Source organism: Fulvimonas sp. R45 (assembly GCF_030504985.1).
GTDB lineage: Bacteria > Pseudomonadota > Gammaproteobacteria > Xanthomonadales > Rhodanobacteraceae > Rhodanobacter_A.
Genome location: NZ_JASERU010000009.1, coordinates 37,223 through 57,788, shown reverse-complemented (window position 1 = coordinate 57,788; position 20,566 = coordinate 37,223). Strand labels below are relative to the sequence as shown.

The following is a 20,566-nucleotide window of genomic DNA, read 5'->3' as shown; positions in this document are numbered from 1 at the left end:
CCCTCTCCCTCCGGGAGAGGGCGCCGGCAGGCGGGTGAGGGTTCGTGCGGAGCGGGGCGCTGCGGCGTCGCCGAACCCTTACCCCCAGCCCTTCTCCCGAAGGGAGAGAGGCTTCGCAACATGGCATCATGACGCGCGAACGAAGCACCGTGCGCATGACGGTCGACAAAGCGGCTTGCCGATATTCCCGCAAGCCTCATCGCGCCGCCCCGCTTTTCATCCCGCCGCGCACGTACCGGCGCAGCCACCGCAACGCCGGCCGCTCGCTGCCGTCCTCGCGCACGAGGTTGGCGTGCTCCGTGTCGCGCCACAGGCCGGGGCGGAAGCCCCACAGGGTGATGCCCCGCACCGCCGGATGCTCCCAGAGCACCGGGAACACGCGTCGGTATTCCTCGAGCTGCGCGGCATCGGTGGGGCCGTCGATGTCCATCTCGGTGATGTAGACCGGCAGCCCGCTGGCGGCCAGCATGTCCAGGTTGGCGCGTAGCGTGGCGGCCGGCGTGTGCACCGTCTCGAACGCGTGCGCCTGCACGCCGATGCCGTCGAGCAGGCCGTCCTTGTGCAGCAGGTCGACGATGGCGCGGTAGCGGCGGGCGTGCTCGGCCTTGTCGATCACGTTGTAGTCGTTGATCAGCAGCCTGGCGTGCGGGAAGTGGCGGCGCGCCAGGCGGTAGGACGCGACGATCCAGTCCCAGCCGGTGCGACCGGCGCCGCCGAGCGCCTCGATGTAGTGGCCGCCGCCCTCGTCGTCCTTGCCGGGCGGGTCGTTCAGCGCCTCGTTGACCACCTCGACGTAGTCGAGGTCGGGATAGCGCTGCGCCACCGCGGCGAACCAGCGCTCGATCTCGCGGCGCTGCACGGCGGGCGGCAAGTGCTCGATCCATTCCGGTTGCTGGTTGCCCCACACCAGCACGTGCATCTGCAACGGGAAGCCGTGCGCCTTGGCGAAGCGGTAGGCCTGGTCCAGCGCGCGCCAGTCCATCTTCCCGCGCACCGCTTCCACTTCGCCCCACTTGCCGGCGTTCTCCGGGGTGAGCTTGTTCCAGTAGGACGCGAAGCCCTTCGCCTGCGCCGGGCTGTAGGCGCAGCCGAGGAATTTCGGCTGGCCGGCGGCCAGCGGCGCGCCCTGCGCCCACGCGGCGGGCGCCAGTGCGGCCAGCGCGGCGGCGAACAGGACGGCCCGGAGCGTCTTCATGCATTCCCCTCCGGCGAGGCTTGCGGCCGGCCGGTCGCCGGCATCGGGTCCAGTCGAGCAGGTTGCAGGCGTGGCGCGAGCAGGTGCACCACCAGCAGCGCGACGAGATAGGCCGAGCCGGCCAGCAGGAACACCGGCGCGTAGCTGCCGGTGAACTGCAGCAGCAGGCCGACGACGGTGGAGATCAGCATGCCGCCCACCGCGCCGGCGAAGCCGCCGATGCCGACCACCGAGGCCACCGCGTGGCGCGGGAACATGTCCGAGGCCAGGGTGAACACGTTCGCCGACCAGCCCTGGTGCCCGGCGGTGGCCAGGCCGATCAGCGCCACCGCCAGCCACAGGTGGCCGGCCTTCGCCGCGAACGCCACCGGCACCACCGCCAACGCACAGGCCAGCATCGCGCCCTTGCGCGCGCGCGCGGCGCTCCAGCCATGGCGGATCAGCCGGCCGGCCAGCCAGCCGCCGGCGATGCTGCCCACGTCCGCGCACAGGAAGATCGCCACCAGCGGCGGGCCCAGGTGCAGCAGGTCCAGGCCGTACTTCGCGTGCAGGAACTTGGGCAGCCAGAACAGGAAGAACCACCAGATCGGGTCGGTGAGGAACTTCGCCGCGGCGAAGGCCCACGCTTGCCGGTGGCGCAGCAGCCGCAGCCACGGCACGCGCGTCGCCGGGCCCGGCGGTTCGTGGCCGATGTGGGCGCGCTCGGTGGCCGACAGCTTCGGCTGCGCGTCCGGCGTGCGGTAGCTGAGCAGCCAGCCGGTCACCCAGGTCGCGCTCAGCGCGCCGGTGAACAGGAAGGCCGCCTGCCAGCCCCAGGTCGCGGCGATCACCGGCACCAGCATCGGCGCCAGGATGGCGCCGATGTTCGAGCCGGAGTTGAAGATGCCCGCGGCTAGCGCGCGCTCGCGCTGTGGGAACCATTCCGCCACCGACTTGATCGCCGCCGGGAAGTTGCCGGCCTCGCCCAGGCCCAGCGCGAAGCGCGCCGCGGCGAAGCCGAGCACGCCGCTGGCCAACGCGTGGCTCATTGCGGCCAGGCTCCACACGCCGATCGACAGCGCGTAGCCGATGCGCGTGCCGAAGCGGTCGATCACCGCGCCCGCGCCGAGCAGGCCGATCGCGTAGGCGGCCTGGAACGCGGTGACGATGGTGCTGTAGTCGAGTTCGCTCCAGCCCATCCTCGCCTGCAGGAACGGCGCCAGCACGCCCAGCACCTGGCGGTCGACGTAGCTGATCGTGGTGGCGGCCAGCAGCATGGCGCAGACGCGCCAGCGGTAACGGCCGGGCTTCATGCCCGGTGCCGGGCGGGGCGGCGGATTGGCGGCATGCATCTCAGCCTCCGCGGCGTCGCCGGAGTGCAGGTTCGCCCGGCCGGGGTCGGACGCGTCGCGCTGCATGTGTTTCGCGGGCCATGTCGCCGAACTCCCCTCCAGCCTGGTCGAAGAGATGGTAGCGCTATCAGAATCTTTGGCAAATCCGTACGGCCAAGACCTGTCGAAAGCGGCTTCCCACATGCCTTGAATGGTCATATGTCCTTGTTTTATGCCGTTTTGAGGAAGCCGGGAGCGATGTTGCCCTGCAGCGTGCGCGGAAAAATTGTTAGCGCTACCTTTGCTGACGAACCGCTCTTCAGAAGCGGCTGACGCGGGAATCGAAAACGAATCGAAAAGCGCCGCATGGCGCGCCGGGGCAGTGGGATCACCACATATCGGGAGGGGAGTCATGGTGCAGGTCCGTATCGCACGAACCGTGCTTTCGCATGCATTGAGCCTGGCCTTGCTCGGAGTCGCGGGCATGGCGCAGGCGCAGGAGCCGCCGCAGGGGCAGGCGGTGCCGAACGCCCAGGCGACATCGCAGGGGCAGGACACCGGCCAGGCGCAGCAGGCCGATCCGAAACAGGCCGCCAAGTCGGCCAAGCAGCTCGCCACGGTCAACGTGACCGGCAGCTATCGAAGCAGCATCCAGTTCTCGACCGACGCCAAGCGCGACGCGACCGGCTTCACCGACACGATCTTCGCCGAGGACATCGGCAAGTTCCCGGACACCAACATCGCCGAATCGCTGGCCCGCATCCCGGGCGTGCAGCTCAACCGCGACGTCAACGGCGAGGGCCTGAACATCGCCATCCGCGGCCTCGGCAGCAGCTTCACCAAGACCACCATCAACGGCAACTCGGTCGCCACCGCCTCGATCGGCCTGGACGCGACCAACCAGAACCGCGAAGTCGACCTGAACATCTTCCCGACGGAGTTCTTCAGCCAGCTGACCGTGTACAAGTCGCCCAAGGCCAGCCTGCCGGAAGGCGGCGCCGCCGGCGTGGTGGACATGCGCAATGCGCATGCCTTCGACAACCCGGGCACGCACCTCACCTACTCGGTGCAGGCCGCGGACAACAGCATCGACCACAAGATCGCCCCGCAGGGCTCGGTGATCGGCAGCTGGACCAATGACGCCGGCACCTTCGGCGCGCTGTTCGGCCTGTCCTCGGTGCGCGGCAAGATGGCCGTGGACAGCTGGGAGGACGGCAACGGCGGCTGGATCGACCCGGGCCTGACCCCGGCGCAGTGCGGCACCGACTGCGGCCGCAACCCGTCCTCGAACCGCTGGCGCATCCCCGACGCGGTGCCGAACAACGCCGCGACCGTCGGCGCCGGCCTGACCCCGGGCCAGGCCATCGACGCTGCCTGGCTGCAGGCGCACAACCCGGGCCTGAGCACCGGCCAGATCGGCGACGCGCTGGTGCCGTACCTGCCGCGCCCGGTGAGCATGCGCGGCGACCGCGACCGCGACGCGCTGCTGGGCTCGCTGGAATGGCGCCCCTCCCAGGACGCGCACTTCTGGGTCGACTACCTGTACACCAAGGCCAAGCGCACCAACAACCGCATCGACATGGACCTGGTGGCGCGCAACAACAACGCCGACGGCATGATCCCGCTGGGCATGAAGGTGGACAGCAACGGCGTGGTCACCGACGCCACCCTCACCAACGCGCAGTTCTTCCTGGAGGCGCGGCCGTACCATGAGAAGGTCAACTACTGGCAGGTGGACCCGGGTGCGACCTTCTGGTTCGGCGACGACGGCGACGTCCGCCTCGACCTGCAGGCCGGCACCAGCCGCAGCTGGATGCGCCGCGACTCGCCCACCATCCTGGTCACCTCGCCGTTCACCACGGTCAACTACAGCAACACCGACGGCATCCCGGTGATCCGTTCGGCCCTCGACCTGAACGACCCGAACCTCGGCTGGTCGCTGGCCAACGGCGGCCGCGTCAACGTGCAGAACGAGCACCGCCTGACCAAGACCTCGGACTTCCGCGCCGACCTGCAGCTGGGCGGCGACGACAAGAACAACGTCAAGGTCGGCGTGGCCTGGGACAGCAACTACCGCAAGATCCAGGGCTTCGACAACAGCGCCGCATGGCAGAGCTACGTGCTGTCGCAGATCCCGGATTCGGCGCTGTCGCAGTACCTGCGGCCCGGCCCGGGTTTCATCACCGCCGACTTCAACGCGTTCATGGACGCGACCAACTACGCCTACTACCGCGATACCGCGCCGGAAGGCGGCTCGACCAACAACACCGCGCAGACCGGCAGCTTCAGCGAGGACAACCGCGCCGCCTACGTCGAGTTCAACTCGGCCAACGACGTGTGGGGCCGCGAGCTGCGCATCAACGCTGGCGTCCGCTACGCCGCCACCAACCAGTGGATCAGCGGCCCGGTCACCCTGGGCGGCGTGCGCCAGTGGCAGACCCTGAGCAGTTCCTACAGCAAGTGGCTGCCCTCGTTCAGCGCGGCCTGGAGCGTGGCGCCCAGCGTGGTGCTGCGCCTGTCCGGCTCGAAGACGATGACCCGGCCGAACCCGAGCGCGATGCTGCCTGCCACCACCTTCACCGGCGTGGGCGCGGACTCGGCGCGCCAGGGCAACCCCAACCTGGCGCCGTACACCTCGACCAACTTCGACCTGGGCGGCGAGTGGTACACCGGCAACGAAGGCTATGTGGGCCTGACCTTCTTCAACAAGCGCGTGGAGGGCTACACCTTCAACGGCCAGAGCCACCTGACGCTGTCGCAGCTGGGCGTGCCGTACGACGCGCTGAACGACACCCAGAAGAGCCAGGTGGACGCCAACGGCGGCTACGACAACTTCCTGGTCGACGTGTCGCAGCAGGTCAACGCCGACGCGGAGCTGAACGTGCGCGGCTGGGAGGCGACCTGGGTGCAGCCGCTGGACTTCGCGCTGAAGGGCCTTGGCTTCATGGCCAACTACACCAAACTCGACCTGACCACGGAAGGGCACGACGCCAGCGCGCTGGCGGGCAACATCTACGGCGTCTCGCCGAAGATGTGGAACGCCACGCTGTACTGGGAGGACTTCGGCGCGTCGGTGCGCCTGTCCTACAACTGGCAGGAAGGCGCGAAGGGCTCCTCGACCAACCAGAACAGCATCCCGTTCGCGTACTACTACGGCGCCGACCGCGGCCAGCTCGACCTGTCGGCCAGCTACACGCTGGCTCGCGTGCCCAGCAAGCCGCAGATCACGCTGAACGTGTCGAACCTGACCAACAAGGCGATCACCTCCTACTTCGGCCTCGACAACATGGTGGACAAGTACTACGAGCCGGGCCGTACCATCACGCTCGGCATCCGCGGTACGTTTTGACGGCGGCCGATGCCGCCACTTGGCCCGCCGCGGTGTCCCCAAGCGCCGCGGCGGGTCCGCCTTGCAGGCACCCATGTGCGTGCGCCCCGACCGTCCAGGTGTCCATGAACAGCGCCCAAGAAAAACTCACCGTCCTGGAAAAGCTCGGCTACAGCCTGGGCGACCTGGCCGCCAACCTGATCTTCCAGACGCTGGTGACCTTCCTGGCGTTCTTCTACACCGACGTGTTCCGCATCCCCGCGGGCACCGCGGCGACGATCATCTTCGCGGTCGGCCTGCTCGGCGCCTTCGTGTTCACCCCGGTGATGGGGCTGGTCGCCGACCGCACGCGCACGCGCTGGGGCAAGTTCCGCCCGTGGGTGTTGTGGACGGCGGTGCCGTTCGGCGTGCTGTCGCTGCTGGCGTTCACCACGCCCGACCTCGGCGAGCACGGCAAGGTGACCTACGCGCTGGCCACCTACACCCTGCTGGTGCTGGTGTACGTGGCCAACAACCTTCCCTATTCGGCGCTGAGCGGCGTGCTCACCGGCAGCATGGAGCAGCGCAACAGCCTGTCGTCCTGGCGCTTCGTGGCGGTGATGGTGGCGCAGTTCATCATCCAGGTGCTGCTGCTGCCGCTGGTGCTGCTGCTCGGCCACGGCGACAAGGCGCACGGCTTCCACGTGGTGATGACGGCGTTCGCCGTGATCGGCACGGTGTTCTTCCTGGTCACCTTCTTCACCACCCGCGAGCGCGTGGCGCCGGTGCGGCAGGAGGCCTCCAGCATCCGCGAGGACCTGGCCGACCTGGCGCGCAACCGGCCCTGGCAGATCATGCTGCTGGTCACCATCCTGGTGTTCGTCAACCTCGCCCTGAAGGGCGGCATGTACGTGTACTACTTCAAGTACTACATGGACGGGGCGGCGCTGGCGGACTTCCTCGGCCGGATCGGCTTCGAACACGTCGTGGCGGGGCTGGACCGGCTGCTGCGCGGCCTGGGGCTGGGCGGCTTCCAGTGGCCGCACGACGCGGCCACCTCCACCTTCAGCCTGTTCAACGCGCTGGGCATCATCTTCATGATCGTCGGCATCGGCTGCTCCAAGCGGCTGGCCGACCGCTACGGCAAGCGCAACGTGTTCGGCGGCGCGCTGCTCGCCTCCACGCTGTTCCTGCTCGCCTTCGACGTGTATCCGCCCGACGCCGTCGGCCTGGTGGTGGCCTCGTACATCGTCCACGGCTTCTTCTACGGCATCACCACGCCGTTGCTGTGGGCGATGATCGCCGACGTGGCCGACTACTCCGAATGGAAGAACCGCCGCCGCGCCACCGCGATGATCTTCTCGGCGATGCTGTGCGGGCTGAAGCTCGGCCTCAGCCTCGGCGGCGCGCTGGTGGCCGGCATCCTGGCGCACTACGGCTACCGCCCCGACGCGCCCGTGCAGGACCCGGCGGTGGTCGACGGCATCCGGCTGACGGTCAGCGTGTTCTGCTCCGTGCCCTTCCTGCTGGCGGTGGCGCTGCTGTTCCTGTACGAGATTGACAAGCCGATGGAATCGCGCATCGAGCGCGAGCTCGACACGCGCCGGCTGGCGGGCGAAGGCGCCCGATGACCCCGATGCCCGCACCGACCACCACGACCATGACCGACGACAGCACCGACCTCGCCGCACTGGCCGCCCGCGCCATCTCGCGGCCGCTGGTCACCCACATCTACACCGCCGACCCGTCCGCGCACGTGTTCGACGGGGCGATCTACATCTACCCCTCGCATGACATCGAGGGCGGCGTGCCGTTCAACGACAACGGCGACCATTTCTGCATGGAGGACTACCACGTCTTCCGCATGGACTCGCCCGACGCCGAGGCGGTCGACTGCGGCGTGGCGCTGCACGTGAAGGACGTGCCCTGGGCCGAGCGGCAGATGTGGGCGCCGGACGCGGCCTGCCGCGACGGCCGGTACTACCTCTACTTCCCGGCCAAGGCGCCGGACGGCCGGTTCCGCATCGGCGTGGCCGTGTCCGATCGCCCGCAGGGCCCATTCCGGGCCGAGCCGCAGCCGATCGAGGGCAGCTATTCGATCGACCCGGCGGTGTACGCCGACGACGACGGCGGGCACTACCTGTACTTCGGCGGCATCTGGGGCGGGCAGTTGCAGAAGTACCGCGACAACGCCTGGGCCGAGATGAACGAGGAGCCGCCGCCGGACGCGCCCGCGCTGGGCCCGCGCGTGGCGCGGCTCGACCCCGGCATGAGGCGCTTCGCCGAGGCGCCGCGCGAGGTGGCGATCCTGGACGAGGCGGGGCAGCCGCTGCGCGCGGGCGATCACGAGCGCCGCTACTTCGAGGCGCCGTGGATGCACAAGCACCAGGGCCGCTACTACCTGTCCTGGTCCACCGGCGACACCCACTTCCTGTGCTATGCCACCGGCGACAGTCCCTACGGCCCGTTCACCTGGCAGGGCCGCATCCTCACCGAGGTGGTCGGCTGGACCACGCACCACTCGATCTGCGCGTTCGGCGGCCAGTGGTACCTGTTCTACCACGACGCCCTGCTGTCCGGCGGCGTGACCCACCTGCGCTCGATCAAGATGGCCGAACTGCGGCACGACGCGCAGGGCCGCATCGCCATGCTGCATCCCTATGGCGCGTGACGTAGCGCCCGACGGCGCGCGGCGCCCGCTGGCGCCGGGCCCGCTGCTCCGCATCGGGCACGGTGCGCTGGCCGTCGACGTCGCCCCGCAGGCGGGCGGACGCCTCGCGCGGATCGCCTTCGACGGCGTCGAGTGGCTGGTCGGCCACGACGCGGGCAACGCGGCGGCGATCGCCTGGGGCAGTTTCCCCATGCTGCCGTGGGCGGGCCGGGTACGGCAGGGTCGTTTCGATTTCCGCGGCGAGTCCCACCGGCTTCCCGCCAACCTCGGCGCGCATGCGATCCACGGCGTCGCGCTGGACCTGCCGTGGCAGGTCGAGGAACACGCGCCCGCGCACGCCGCACTCTCTCTGCAACTGCCGCAGGACGCGCGCTGGCCGTTCGGCGGCAGCGCCCGCCAGCGCATCGAGGCGGACGAGCGCCGCCTGCGGCTGACGCTGACGCTGACCGCGGGCGAACGCGCGATGCCCGCCACGATCGGCTGGCATCCCTGGTTCCCGAAGCCCGACCAGCTCGATTTCCGCCCGAGCCGCTACTACCCGCGCGACGCCGAAGGCATCGCGCACCTGCCGCCGGCCGATCCTCCGCCGGGTCCGTGGGACGATTGCTTCGTCAACCGCGAACCCGTGCTGCTGCGGCGCGCCGGCCAATGCCTGCGCCTGGCCTCCGACTGCGACCACTGGGTGGTCTACGACGAACCCGCCCACGCCACCTGCGTCGAACCGCAGAGCGGGCCGCCCGACGCATTCAACCTCGGACTGGCGCGGAACCTGGAACCGGGCGAATCGCTGTCCGCCTGGTTCCTGCTGGCGTGGTGAGCGCCGGCTTTAGAGCCTGTTCACGATCTCCGCGTAGCCCGCGCCGGGAGCTGTTTGCACGCAGGCCAAGGAAGAGTGAGGGAGTGGACGTCCGTCCACGACTGAACGATGACGCCGGCCTGTGGGCCAACAGACCCGGCCCTTCGGGTTGCCTTGCTTTGGCCGCCAGGCGGCAGCGCGCGGCTTGGCCTGCCAGCCAGGCAGGCGCTGCGCCACGCACTCCCACCTGGCGGCCAAAGCAAGGCAACGCGGGCCACGCGGAGATCGTGAACAGGCTCTTAGGCGGGAGCACCGTACACACGCGCTGGCGCGATGCCGGTGAACGGAATGCGGCGCGGCAGGGACATGCCCCTGCCGCGCCCGCATTCCGGCCCGTTGGCCCGGTGTTGCGCCCGCCGGCCGCCAGGCGCGGCTGGGCGGGCGCCTGCCCAGCGTCCGCCCCATCCGCGTGTCCGCGGATGAAGGCGGTGGAAGACCCCTACAGGCGCGGGCCGCGGCGGAAGCCGCCGAAGATCAGCGACAGGACGAACAGGATCAGGAAGATCACGAACAGGATCTTGGCGATGCCCGCCGCGCCGGCGGCGATGCCGCCGAAGCCGAAGATGGCGGCGACGACCGCGATGATGAAAAACACGATGGCCCAATAGAGCATGGCGCTTCTCCATGGAGGCGATGCCGCTGCATGGCATCGCGGTGGGGGAGGCGGACGTCGAAGGCCGGTTGCCCGCCGCTTGGCGCATCGGCCACGCGGGACAGGGAACCCGCGCGGCTTGCGCGAGTCTGATTCGATCAGGCGATTCGTGAATGGCCTGTCGCGACGCACGGTCGTCATTCAGTCTGGTGCAGGCGCCCGTCACGGAGGGTTCGCGCAGGATCGACCGGCCAGGCGGCCGCGTGCCGGCGCGGCGCTTCTGGACAGCGCCGTCGCATTTGAATTCAAATGGACCAGCTGCGCCGGGATCGACAGGCAGCGGGGGAACGGGAGGACAGGGGTGGTCGAACTGAAGGGAATCGCGCGGCGCTATCGTGTCGGGGGCCAGTGGGTGCATGCGCTGGCGGGCGTGGACCTGGACGTGCCGCAAGGGCAGTTCGCCGCCGTCGTGGGGCCGTCCGGTTCGGGCAAGTCGACCCTGCTCAACATCCTGGGTTGCCTCGACCGGCCCGACGCGGGCCGCTACGGGCTGGACGGCACCGACGTCTCCACCTTCGACGACGCGCGCGCCAGCGACTTCCGCAACCGCCGCATCGGCTTCGTGTTCCAGTCGTTCCACCTGCTGCCGCGGCTGACGGTGCTGGAGAACGTGCTGCTGCCACGGCGCTTCGCCCGCCACGCCACGGACGACTTCGAGGCGCGGGCGCGCGGGCTGCTGGCGCGCATGGGTCTGTCCGAGCGGCTGGAGCATCGCCCGGGCCAGCTTTCCGGCGGGCAGATGCAGCGTGTGGCCATCGCCCGCGCGCTGCTGATGCGCCCGGCCCTGCTGCTGGCTGACGAGCCCACCGGAAACCTCGACTCCAAGAGCGCCGACGCCGTGCTGGGCCTGTTCGACGAGGTCCACGCCGAGGGCCAGACCATCGTGCTGGTGACGCACGACCACGACGTGGCGTTGCACGCGCAGCGGCAGGTGCACCTGCGCGACGGCAAGGTGGAGCACGACAGTGCGGCGTAGCGCGCTGTCGATGGCGCTTGCCGGCGCACTGGCGGCGGCGCCGGTTGCCGCCGCGGTGCTGACCGGCAGCGTGGAATCCACCGAGGCGCAACGACTGCTGGCGCCGCCGTCGCTGACCTCGCCCGAGACGCTGCAGTATTTCGTGCCCGACGGCACGCGCGTGGAGAAAGGACAACCGGTGCTGCGCATCGACGCCAGCAGCGCCTCCGGCCAGATCGACACCCTGCGCGACCAGATCGCGCTGGCCAGGGCCAAGCACGCGAAGGACCTGGCCGCGCTGGAGCTCAAGGCGGTCGACGCCAGGCTGGCGCTGGTGACGGCGCGGAACACGCTCGCCAAGGCCGCGATCGACGCGGGCATCCCGAAGAACCTGATCACGGCGCTGGATTACGACAAGTACCAGGGCGCGTTCGAAAGCGCGACGCGCGACGCCGCGCTCAAGCAGAAGGACCTCGCGGCGGCGCAGGCCGCGGTGGACCGCCAGGGCAAGGACAACGCGCTGGACCTGCGCAAGCTCGAACTCGAACTTGCGTTCTATCAGGGCCAGGTGGGCCAGGCCACGGTGGCCGCCGCGCACGCCGGCGTGGTGGTGCACGGGTTCCAGACGTTTTCCATCAACGGCAGCGCGCCCGGGCAGTACCACGACGGCTCGATGGTGTTCCCGGGCACCGAGGTCGGCCAGGTGGTGGGCGACGGACGGCAGTTTCGCGTGCAGGCCTGGGCGCTGCAGCCGGACCGGCGCGGGTTGAAGGCCGGGCAGGCCGTGCGGGTGCACTTCGACGCCCTGCCCGACGCCGACGTCGGCGGCCGCGTCGCCGCGATCAGCGCGGCGGCGGAAAGCCGCAGCGAGTGGGGCGGGGGGCACTACTACCGGGTCGACGTCGCGCTGGACGGAGCGGCCGGCAAGCTGGCGCTGTTGCCGGGCATGAGCGCGCGGGTGGAGACCGATACCGGTGCCGACCGGCCGCCATCCCCGGCGCCGACCGACGGCGACCGGAACCTGCACGCCACCGGCGACATCGTGGCGGTGCGCTCGTGGGACGTCATGGCGCCGCAGGTCGCCGGCCTGTGGCAGCTCACCATCGAGCAGATGGCGCCCGACGGCAGCCGGGTGGCGAAGGGCCAGCCGCTGGCGACCTTCGCCGCCGGCACGCTGGCGCAGGACCTGCCCGCCCAGCAGAGCGAACTGGCCGAGAAGGAACGTGCGCGCACCCAGCTCGGCTTCCAGCTGGCGGACGACGCGCGCGACGCCGAGCTGGCCGTGGCCAAGGCGCAGGCCGACGCGGACAAGGCCGTGCGCAAGGCGTCGATGCCCAAGGCCTACGTGGCCGGCATCGAATACCGCAAGCTGGTGATCGACCGCGAGAGCGCGCGGCAGACGCTGGCGCTGACGCGGGCGCGCGCCGCGGTGGCGGCAGCCTCGCGCAAGGCGCAGCTGGCCGAGGCCGACGCCGAGGTGGCGCAGGCGCGGACCAAGCTCAAGCGTACGCAGGAAGCCATGGCCAGCCTCACCGTGCATGCGCCCAGGGCGGGCCTGTTCCTGCATGCGGCGAACTACGACGGCAGCAAGATCGACCAGGGCAGCCAGGTGTTCTTCGGCTCCAGCGTCGGCAGCATGCCGGACATGGATTCGCTGGCGGTGCGCGCGTCGCTGCCCGAGCGCGACCTGCCGCGGGTGCACGTCGGCCAGGCCGTGCAGGTGGTGCTGAGCGGTGGCGCCAGCCGCACGCTGGACGGGCACATCGCCGACATCGGCCGCAACGTGCACAGCCGCTCCGCCGCCGAGCCGATCCCGGTGGTCGACCTCGACGTGAAGCTGGACTCGTCCGATGCGGGCCTCAAGCCCGGGCGCTCGGCGCGCGTCGACATCCCGCTGCGCCCGGGAGGCGCCACATGAACCTGCACCATTGGCAGCTGGCCGCCATGCTGGCGGCGACGCTGGCGCTGGCCGGCTGCGGGCGCGGCGGTGCGGACGCGCCGGTCACGCTCACCATGAAGCCGGCGCCGCTGCTCATCGCGGTGGATGCCGAGGGCACGCTCAAGGCGGCCAGTGCCACGCCGCTGATGGTGCCGGGCCCGATGTGGTCGCAGCGCCAGCTGGCGATGGTGGTGGCCGACGGCAGCGAGGTGAAGCAGGGCCAGGTGGTGGCGCGCTTCACCGCGGCACAGAGCCAGCAGGACCTGCGCGAGGCCGAACTCGACCGGATGCGCAACCAGCTGGCGCGCGAAGGCAAGCAGGCCGAGCTGGCCACGGTACGCGGCAAACTCGGCGTGGACCTGGCCGAGGTGGGTTCGCAATTGGCCATCGCCAACCGCTACGCCAGCGCCACGATCGAGGCGGTGGCGCGCAACCAGATTCTCGACGCGGTGCAGGACCAGCGTTACCTGGGCACCCGGCAGGGCGTGCTGGAATGGCGCGAGCGCGAGTCCGGCGTACGCGGCAGGGCCGAGCTGGGCGTGGTGGACGCCAAGGGCGCCACGCTGGCGCTCAAGGTGAAGCAGGCGCACGACAACGTCGACGCGCTGGTGCTGCGCGCACCGCACGACGGCGTGGTGGTGCTCAAGGCCGACTGGAGCGGCCAGAAGCCGCAGGTCGGCGCCAGCTTCTACGCCGGCAACCCGCTGGCCGAACTGCCCGACCTCGACCACCTGGAAGTGGAACTGGACGTGCCGCAGGTGGAGGCGCAGGGCATCCGTCCAGGCATGGCCGTCGAGCTGCACCCACTGGGCGCGCCGTTGCAGGCGGTGCGCACCACGGTGTCCTGGGTGGCCGCGGCCGCGGCGCCGATCTCGCGCCAGAGCCCGGTCAAGTACCTTGCGGTCAAGGCCACGGTGCCGACCGCCGAGGCACGCCGGTACGGCTGGCTTCCCGGCATGCAGTTCGCCGCGCGCATCGTCCTCGCCGACGTGAAGTCGGCGCTGAGCGTGCCCAACATCGCGCTGGACGACCACGGCCAGGCGGTGCGCGTGCGCCTGGACAAGGACGGCCGGCAGGTATGGCAGGCGGTGACGCTGGGCGTGCGCGGGCCGGAACGCAGCGAGGTCGTCCGCGGCCTCGCCCCCGGCGACCGCGTGGTGCTGGTGGCGGGCAGGGACAAGGCGCCATGAACCTCGCACCGTGGAGCGAAGCCTGGGACGAACTCTCGCGGCGCAAGCTGCGCACCCTGCTCACCCTGCTGGGGCTGATCTTCGGCGTGGGCGCCATCGTCGCCATGCAGGGCGTGGGCGAAGGCAGCCGCCGCGAGGCGCTGCAGATGGTCGAGAGCCTCGGCCTCAACAACATCATCGTCGAGGCCCATCCGCCCGGCGACGACCAGGCGCTGAAGGAACTGCGCAAGCGCAGCCTGGGCCTGACCCTGGCCGACGCGCGTGCGGCGCTGGCGGTGGTGCCCGGGGCCCAGCGCTTCGCGGCGGAAAAGCGCATCCGCACCTACGCGGTGTTCGCCGACGGCGGTGGTGGCAGCGACCTCGGCGCCAGCGGCGTCAGCCCCGGCTACTTCGAACTGTCGTCGCAGCGGCTGGCGGCCGGGCGCGGCCTCACCGAGGCGGACGACCGGTCGCTGGCGGCGGTGGCCGTGCTGGGCCACCAGGCTGCCACCGAACTGTTCCCCGGCGGCCAGGCGCTGGGCCGGCTGGTCAAGGTCAACCAGGTGTGGCTGCGCGTGGTGGGCGTGCTGGCCGACCGCGACCTGGACAAGGACCAGTTCGAGGGCGTGCCGTTGGGCGGGGCCGGCAACCGCGTGTTCGTGCCGCTGGCCAGCGCGCAGGCACGCTTCCGTTTCGAGCCGATGGACGATGCCGTCGACCGCGTGCTGCTGCGCATCGACGACCCTTCGCGCCTGGCCGCCAGCGCGCGCGTACTGGGCGACGTGCTGTCGCGCCGCCACAGTGGCGCTGACGATACCCGGCTGATCGTGCCGCAGCAGCTCTACCGCCAGCACCAGAAGACCCAACGCATCTTCTCCATCGTGATGGGCGCCATCGCCGGCGTCAGCCTGCTGGTCGGCGGCATCGGCATCATGAACATCATGCTGGCCAACGTGCTGGAACGACGCCGCGAGATCGGGCTGCTGCGCGCCATCGGCGCGCGCCGCGACGACATCGTGGTGCGCTTCCTGCGCGAGGCGGTGGTGATCTGCGTGGCCGGCGCGCTGATCGGCGTCGCCTTCGGCGCCCTGCTGGCCTACCTCATCGCGGCCTTCGCCGGCTGGCACGTGGCATGGGCGCCGCTGCCCATCGTGGCGTCCGTGGTGGTGTGCGCCGCGATCGGCCTGGCCTTCAGCGTCTACCCCGCGCGCCAGGCGGCGGCGCTGGATCCGATCGAGGCGATCCGGGCGGAGTAGGGAAAGCCTCTCTCCCGCCTGCCGGCACCCTCTCCCTGAAGGGAGGGGCTCACTTGGCGACGCTTGTGCCGGGGGCGGGCGTGGCAGGCGCCACCGGTGCGGTGACGTGCGGGAACTCGCCGATCATCCGCTCGGCCAGCGCCGGGTAGTTGCCGTCGAAGTGGTGGTCGCCCGGCGTCTTGTGCACGGTGATCCACGCCGGCAGGCCGGGCGCATCGCACAGGCTGTCGTCGTCGCTGTCCTCCACGCCGTAGTAGCAGACCACCGGCGGCTTGCCGTCCAGCGCGGCCACGCGCGGCAGCGCGGGGTAGTGCGGGATCGGGTTGAGCTTCTCCATCAGCGCCTTGAGCTTGGTCTTCAGCCAGTTCTCGCGCATGTAGCCCTCCAACGCGATCTCGAAGTTCACGTCGCGGCTGGGCGAGAGCAGCACCAGCTGGCTGACGCGCGCCCGGTTGGCGGGGCTGAGCTTGTCGACCAGGGTGGGCAGCACGTCGGCGCCGAACGAGAAGCCGACCATCCACACGCGCCGCTTGTGCCATTGCGCCAGGTAGCGGGTGATCATCGCGTCCAGTTCCTGCGCGGATTCCTCCGGCGAGCGGTGCCGCCAGTAGTAGTCGAGCATGCTGACGCCGAGCACCGGGAAGCCGCGCTGCACCAGTTGCTGGCCGACCTGGCGGTCGAGGTCGCGCCAGCCGCCGTCGCCGGAATAGAACACCACCAGCACGTCGCGGTCCGCGGCCGGCGCCTGTACCTGCGGCGCGGGCTGCAGCTTCACGGTGGCCTTCTCCAGGCTGGGCCGCGCGAACGGGTTCCAGATGATCGCGGCGGCGACCACCACGCAGGCGGCCACGGTGCCCAGGGCAACGAATTTCATCGACGTACCACTCCGGTGAGGCCGCCGGAGATCAGGCTGGCCACGTTGGCCAGCACCACCGGCAGCGCGATGCCGCCGGGCACCGCCATGTAGCGCGGCTCCCATTCGGGATCGAACTTGTCTTTGTAGCGCTGCAGACCGCGGAAATTGTAGAACCGTTCGCCGCGGCCGAAGATCATTGCGCCGAAGCGGTTCCACAGCGGCGCCTGGCGGCGGCTGGTGAGGCCGGACAGCGGCGCCATGCCGAGGTTGAACCAGCGGTAGCCCTGCGCCTTCGACCACTGCATCAGCTCGACGAACAGGTAGTCCATCAGGCCGGCGGGGCCGTCGGGGCGGTGGCGCATCAGGTCGACCGAGGCTTCTTCCATCGTCCCGCTGAGGAACAGGTTGGCGAACGCCAGCGGCTCGTCGCCCTGCCACACCACCGCCAACGGCGTGCGCGCCAGGTAGCGCTCGTCGAACGCGCCCAGCGAGAAGCCCTTCTCGCGCACGCGCTTGTCGCGCAGCCAGGCGTCGGACACCGGCTTCAGTCGCGGCAGCAGCGCGGGCACGTCCGCCTGCGGCACGATCTCCAGCCGCAGCCCTTCGCGCTGCAGTTTGCTGACGATGTTGCGCAGGCTTTTCCTCGACTTGCCGTCGAGGTTGAACGCGTCCAGCCGCACGCGCGCCTCCTCGCCCACCTTCAGCAGGCTCATGCCCACTTCCAGGTACAGGTCCAGGTCGCGCGGGTTCACCTGGTAGAACACCGGCCAGCCGCCGGCGCGCTCGCACTGCTCGTGGAAGGTCCACACCAGTTCCTGCCGCGCCTTGGCGTCGGCGCCCACCGGGTCGCCCATCGCCACCCAGCTGCGGCCCTCGATGCCATACATGATGAAGCCGCGGCCGTCGGGATCGAACAGCAGCGGCTTGTCGCCCATCAGCGCCAGGTGCGCCTGGGCGGAGGGAAAGCGCTTGATCAGCGGCAGCGCGCGGGCCAGCGCGGCCTCGTCCGGCAGGGTGGGGCGCGGGCGCGCCGAGCGGATCAGGCTGACCAGGGCGAACAGCAGCCCCACCGCGGCGGCGCCCACCAGCGCGCGCAGCGCGCGCGGCGCGCCGCCGTGGTGGAAGCTGAACTCCCACCACAGGTCGTTGCTGTACTCCACGTGCTGGTAGCTGAATAGCACCAGCCAGACCGTGCAGCCCAGCACCGCCGCGATCGCCAGCGACCAGCCGAACGAGAAGGTGGCGTGGAACAGCGAGGCGCGGCGGTAGAACAGCCGGTGCGCCGGCGCCAGCGCCAGCGCCAGCAGGATCAGCAACGTGGCTTCCTCGTAGTCGATGCCCTTGAGCAGCGAGAACACCGCGCCGGCCACCAGCAGCACCAGGGTCAGCACGTAGGCGGCGTCCAGCCGGCGCTGCAGGCCGCGCGCCAGGATCAGCAGCGACATGCCCACCACGCTGTTGAGGAAATGCGACACCTCCAGCACCGGCAGCGGCATCACGTCGCGCAGGATCGCCAGCCGGCGCGGCAGCGCCTGGGTGGCGCCGGAGAACAGCAGCACCGCGCCGGAGACCAGGGTAAGGCCGGCGAAGAACGGCGGCAGCAGGCTGGCGAACCAGCGCGGCAGGCGCGCATGCCGGCGCAGCCCGCGCGCCTCGCGCAGCACCACCGCCAGCGTGGCCACGCACAGCGGCAGCAGGTAGTACACGCCGCGGAACGCGGCCAGCGCGCCCAGCACCGGCGCGGCCAGCGCCGCGTTGCCGGTGGCGCCCAGGCCGGCCAGCATCACCGCCTCGAACACGCCCAGGCCGCCCGGCACGTGGCTCACTAGGCCGGCCATCTGCGCCAGCACGAAGATCGCCAGGAACGGGCCGAAGTCGATCACGATCTCGCTCGGCATCAGCGCGTACAGCACCGCCGCCGCCAGGCCCCAGTCCAGCGCGCCCACCAGCACCTGGCGCAGCGCGGTGCCCGGCGCAGGCAGCGCGAACTGCCAGCGCCACAGCCGCAGCGGCCGGCGCCGCAACGCGCCGCCCAGCACCCAGGCCAGCGGCGCCGCGGCCAGCAGCACGCCCAGCGGCAGGTGCAGCGCGGCCAGCGGCAGCTGCGGCGACACCGGCTCCAGCAGCAGCGTGGCGCCGGTCACCGCGCACAGGCCCAGCCAGAAGCTGAGCGTGCAGAACAGCACCACCTTCGCCACCTCGGCCGTGGACAGCCCGGCCTGGATGTAGAAGCGGTAGCGGATCGAACCGGACACCAGCAGCGCCATGCCCAGCGTGTTGCTGAAGGCGTAGCTGATGAAGGAGATCAGGGCCACGCGCCGGCGCGGCAGCGGCTTGCCGATGGCGGCCAGCGCGAACATGTCGTACAGCGTCATCACCGCGTAGCCCAGCGCGGTGAGCACGACGGCCTGGCCGATGCGGCCGCGGCGCAGGCGGTGCAGGTACTGCCCCACCGCGTGGTAGCTCACCTCGCCGGCCAGCTTCTGCAGCGCCCACAGCGCCAGCGCGAGCATCAGCACCGACAGCAGCGGGCCGCCGAAGCGGCGCAGCCAGGCCGGACCCGCCGGCACGCGACCAGGATCCTCCTGTCGGCTCAGGATCTCAGCGCCCCCTTGCTGTTCCACCGGTCGTGATCCTCGGATGCCACGGAAGGCGATGGTGCCACAGCGGCCGCCATGCGCAACGCGGACGCCGCGTCCGCCATGCAAAAGCGCCCGGCAGGCCGGGCGCTCGGTCCGCGTCGGGCGGGAAAGCTCAGCGCTTCTTCACTTCGAAGGTCTGGCTGGCGACCTGCTTGCCGTCCAGCGAGATGTCGACCTTGTACTTGCCTTCCGGCCACAGGTTGGGGTTCTCCACCTTGAAGGTGGTGGTGGCCGGGCCGTGGGTGGCGATGCGCTGGCTGATGTTGCTGACCAGCTGGCCCTTGCCTTCCAGGTAGCTCCACTTCGCGCCGAGCGTGGCGCCGTCGGTGTCGCCGGTAGTGGCGACGCTGGCGTAGAGCGACTTCTGGTCCGGCGCGAAATGGTCCTGCGCCTTGCGCACCTTGTGGTCGGCGTTCACCGCGTCGCCCACGGTGAGCGAGGCGACCTTGAGCACGTCGGCGTCGGCGCTGGCTGCGGCCGGAACGCTGGCGGCCGGTGCGGGAGCCGCCGCGGCGGTACCGCTGGCGGCGGGCTTCGCGGCGGTGCCGGCGGCGGCCGGGGCGGCCGGTGGCGCGGCCGGGGTGCTTGCGGCGGCGGCCGGGGCGGCGCTGCCGCTGGCGGCCGGCTGGTTGGCGGCGGGCTGGCCGCTCTTGCCGCAGGCGGTCAGGGCGAGCAGGGCGGCGAGCAGGGCGCTGGTCAGGGCGGCGGTACGTACGGAGGGTTTCATGGGCGGCTTCCGGTGAAAACGCGCAGGGTTCGGGTGCGGCCCGCGTCGCGGGCAGGCGTGGAGGCGAAGGCTAGCGCGGCCGATCTGAAGTGCCGATGACCGGCCGGCGCGCGCCCGCTTGGCAGGCGCGTGGACATGCGTTCCGCTACTGGCGGGCGCCGCGCGGATTGGCCGGGACGGCGGGGACGCTGCTGCGGAGCGGGTTGATGTCCAGCCCGCCGCGGCGGGTGTAGCGGGCGTACACGCTGAGCCGTTCCGGCGCGCAGCGCGCCATCACGTCCATGTAGATGCGCTCCACGCATTGTTCATGGAATTCGCTGTGGGTGCGGAAGGAGACCAGGTAGCGCAGCAGGCCCTCGCGGTCGATCGGCGCGCCGCGGTAGGCGATCTGCACGCTGCCCCAGTCGGGCTGGCCGGTGACCGGGCAGTTGGAGCGCAGCAGGTCGGAGACCAGGGTCTCCTCGACCATGGCGGCGCCGGCGGCGGCGCGCAGGTAGCCGGCCTTGGGCGGGCCGTAGTCGTCGACTGCCACCGGCAGCGCGTCGATCGACTCGCCGGCGAGGTCGGCGAAGGCGTGCTCGCCGGTGCGCGCGGGGCGCAGGCTCACCTCGACCACGTCGCCGGCGGCGGTGGTGAGGTCCTGCTGCAGCAGGGCGCGCAGCGCCGCGGCGCTGGCCAGCGGTTCCTGCGCGAAACCGTTGAGGTACAGCTTGAACGACTTCGACTCGATCAGGTTGGGCGAGGTGGCCGGCACGCGGAACTCGGCCACCGCCACCTGCGGCTTGCCGTGCATGTCCAGCCAGGACAGCTCGTAGGCGTTCCAGACGTCCACGCCGTGGAACGGCAGCGGCGTGCCCACGCCGATCTCGGCGCGCTTGGCCGCGCGGGGGATCGGGAACAGCAGCCGGGGGTCGTAGCGGTCGGCGTAGGGCGTGGCCTTGCCGAGCGGGGAATGGTCGGGGGTGCTCATGCGTGCATTCTACCGGCCCCGGGCAGGACTTCTGGCCTATCCACGCGCGCGCCGAGGTTCC

Annotated in this window: 15 protein-coding genes; 8 read left to right on the top strand and 7 right to left on the bottom strand. The window is 70.9% G+C overall.

The features are described 5' to 3' along the window. Positions 1 to 196 precede the first annotated feature (196 nt). A complete protein-coding gene (locus tag QMK61_RS10230; RefSeq protein WP_302072098.1) occupies positions 197 to 1,195 on the bottom strand; it encodes an endo-1,4-beta-xylanase in 999 nt (332 codons plus the stop codon). After that, positions 1,192 to 2,526, bottom strand: coding sequence for an MFS transporter (locus QMK61_RS10225; RefSeq protein WP_302072158.1), 1,335 nt, complete (start codon positions 2,524 to 2,526; stop codon positions 1,192 to 1,194). Before QMK61_RS10225 ends, QMK61_RS10230 begins: the two co-directional genes overlap by 4 nt. 394 nt (positions 2,527 to 2,920) lie before the next feature. On the opposite strand from QMK61_RS10225, the gene QMK61_RS10220 reads away from it, so the two are divergent. The 4 genes from QMK61_RS10220 to QMK61_RS10205 all read left to right on the top strand — a co-directional run bounded on the left by QMK61_RS10220 (position 2,921) and on the right by QMK61_RS10205 (position 9,300). After that, complete coding sequence (locus tag QMK61_RS10220) at positions 2,921 to 5,854, top strand: TonB-dependent receptor (RefSeq protein WP_302072157.1); 2,934 nt, start codon at positions 2,921 to 2,923, stop codon at positions 5,852 to 5,854. 104 nt (positions 5,855 to 5,958) lie between these two features. Continuing rightward, positions 5,959 to 7,443: an MFS transporter gene (locus QMK61_RS10215; RefSeq protein WP_302072097.1), complete on the top strand. Its 1,485-nt coding sequence runs from the start codon at positions 5,959 to 5,961 to the stop codon at positions 7,441 to 7,443. 29 nt (positions 7,444 to 7,472) lie between these two features. Continuing rightward, positions 7,473 to 8,483: a glycoside hydrolase family 43 protein gene (locus QMK61_RS10210; RefSeq protein ID WP_302072156.1), complete on the top strand. Its 1,011-nt coding sequence runs from the start codon at positions 7,473 to 7,475 to the stop codon at positions 8,481 to 8,483. Next, positions 8,473 to 9,300: an aldose epimerase gene (locus QMK61_RS10205; RefSeq protein WP_302072096.1), complete on the top strand. Its 828-nt coding sequence runs from the start codon at positions 8,473 to 8,475 to the stop codon at positions 9,298 to 9,300. Before QMK61_RS10210 ends, QMK61_RS10205 begins: the two co-directional genes overlap by 11 nt. A 478-nt stretch (positions 9,301 to 9,778) precedes the next feature. Here QMK61_RS10205 and QMK61_RS10200 read toward each other — a convergent pair whose 3' ends face one another. After that, the gene (locus QMK61_RS10200) at positions 9,779 to 9,952 is read right to left on the bottom strand and encodes a DUF1328 family protein (RefSeq protein ID WP_302072095.1); all 174 of its coding nucleotides are present in this window, start codon (positions 9,950 to 9,952) and stop codon (positions 9,779 to 9,781) included. Positions 9,953 to 10,292: 340 nt separating this feature from the next. Between QMK61_RS10200 and QMK61_RS10195 the strand changes: the two genes are divergently transcribed. The 4 genes from QMK61_RS10195 to QMK61_RS10180 are packed head-to-tail and all read left to right on the top strand — an operon-like array spanning position 10,293 to position 15,310. Then, on the top strand, positions 10,293 to 10,967 hold the full coding sequence (locus tag QMK61_RS10195) for an ABC transporter ATP-binding protein (protein WP_302072094.1): 675 nt from the start codon (positions 10,293 to 10,295) through the stop codon (positions 10,965 to 10,967). Next, positions 10,957 to 12,864, top strand: a complete 1,908-nt coding sequence (locus tag QMK61_RS10190) for an HlyD family efflux transporter periplasmic adaptor subunit (protein WP_302072093.1) — start codon at positions 10,957 to 10,959, stop codon at positions 12,862 to 12,864. Before QMK61_RS10195 ends, QMK61_RS10190 begins: the two co-directional genes overlap by 11 nt. Then, positions 12,861 to 14,075 (top strand): HlyD family efflux transporter periplasmic adaptor subunit, encoded by a 1,215-nt coding sequence (locus QMK61_RS10185; protein ID WP_302072092.1) that lies wholly within the window; start codon positions 12,861 to 12,863, stop codon positions 14,073 to 14,075. The genes QMK61_RS10190 and QMK61_RS10185 overlap by 4 nt, the downstream gene beginning before the upstream one ends. Next, complete coding sequence (locus tag QMK61_RS10180; protein ID WP_302072091.1) at positions 14,072 to 15,310, top strand: ABC transporter permease; 1,239 nt, start codon at positions 14,072 to 14,074, stop codon at positions 15,308 to 15,310. Before QMK61_RS10185 ends, QMK61_RS10180 begins: the two co-directional genes overlap by 4 nt. 49 nt (positions 15,311 to 15,359) lie before the next feature. Here the strand turns inward: QMK61_RS10180 and QMK61_RS10175 are convergent, their stop codons facing one another. The 4 genes from QMK61_RS10175 to queF form a co-directional block, all read right to left on the bottom strand. After that, positions 15,360 to 16,184 (bottom strand): AcvB/VirJ family lysyl-phosphatidylglycerol hydrolase, encoded by an 825-nt coding sequence (locus QMK61_RS10175; protein WP_302072090.1) that lies wholly within the window; start codon positions 16,182 to 16,184, stop codon positions 15,360 to 15,362. Next, complete coding sequence (gene mprF, locus QMK61_RS10170) at positions 16,181 to 18,736, bottom strand: bifunctional lysylphosphatidylglycerol flippase/synthetase MprF (RefSeq protein ID WP_302072089.1); 2,556 nt, start codon at positions 18,734 to 18,736, stop codon at positions 16,181 to 16,183. Before mprF ends, QMK61_RS10175 begins: the two co-directional genes overlap by 4 nt. A 184-nt stretch (positions 18,737 to 18,920) precedes the next feature. Then, positions 18,921 to 19,535 (bottom strand): hypothetical protein, encoded by a 615-nt coding sequence (locus QMK61_RS10165; protein WP_302072088.1) that lies wholly within the window; start codon positions 19,533 to 19,535, stop codon positions 18,921 to 18,923. Between the two features lie 145 nt (positions 19,536 to 19,680). After that, complete coding sequence (gene queF / locus QMK61_RS10160) at positions 19,681 to 20,505, bottom strand: NADPH-dependent 7-cyano-7-deazaguanine reductase QueF (protein WP_302072087.1); 825 nt, start codon at positions 20,503 to 20,505, stop codon at positions 19,681 to 19,683. Positions 20,506 to 20,566 lie beyond the last annotated feature (61 nt).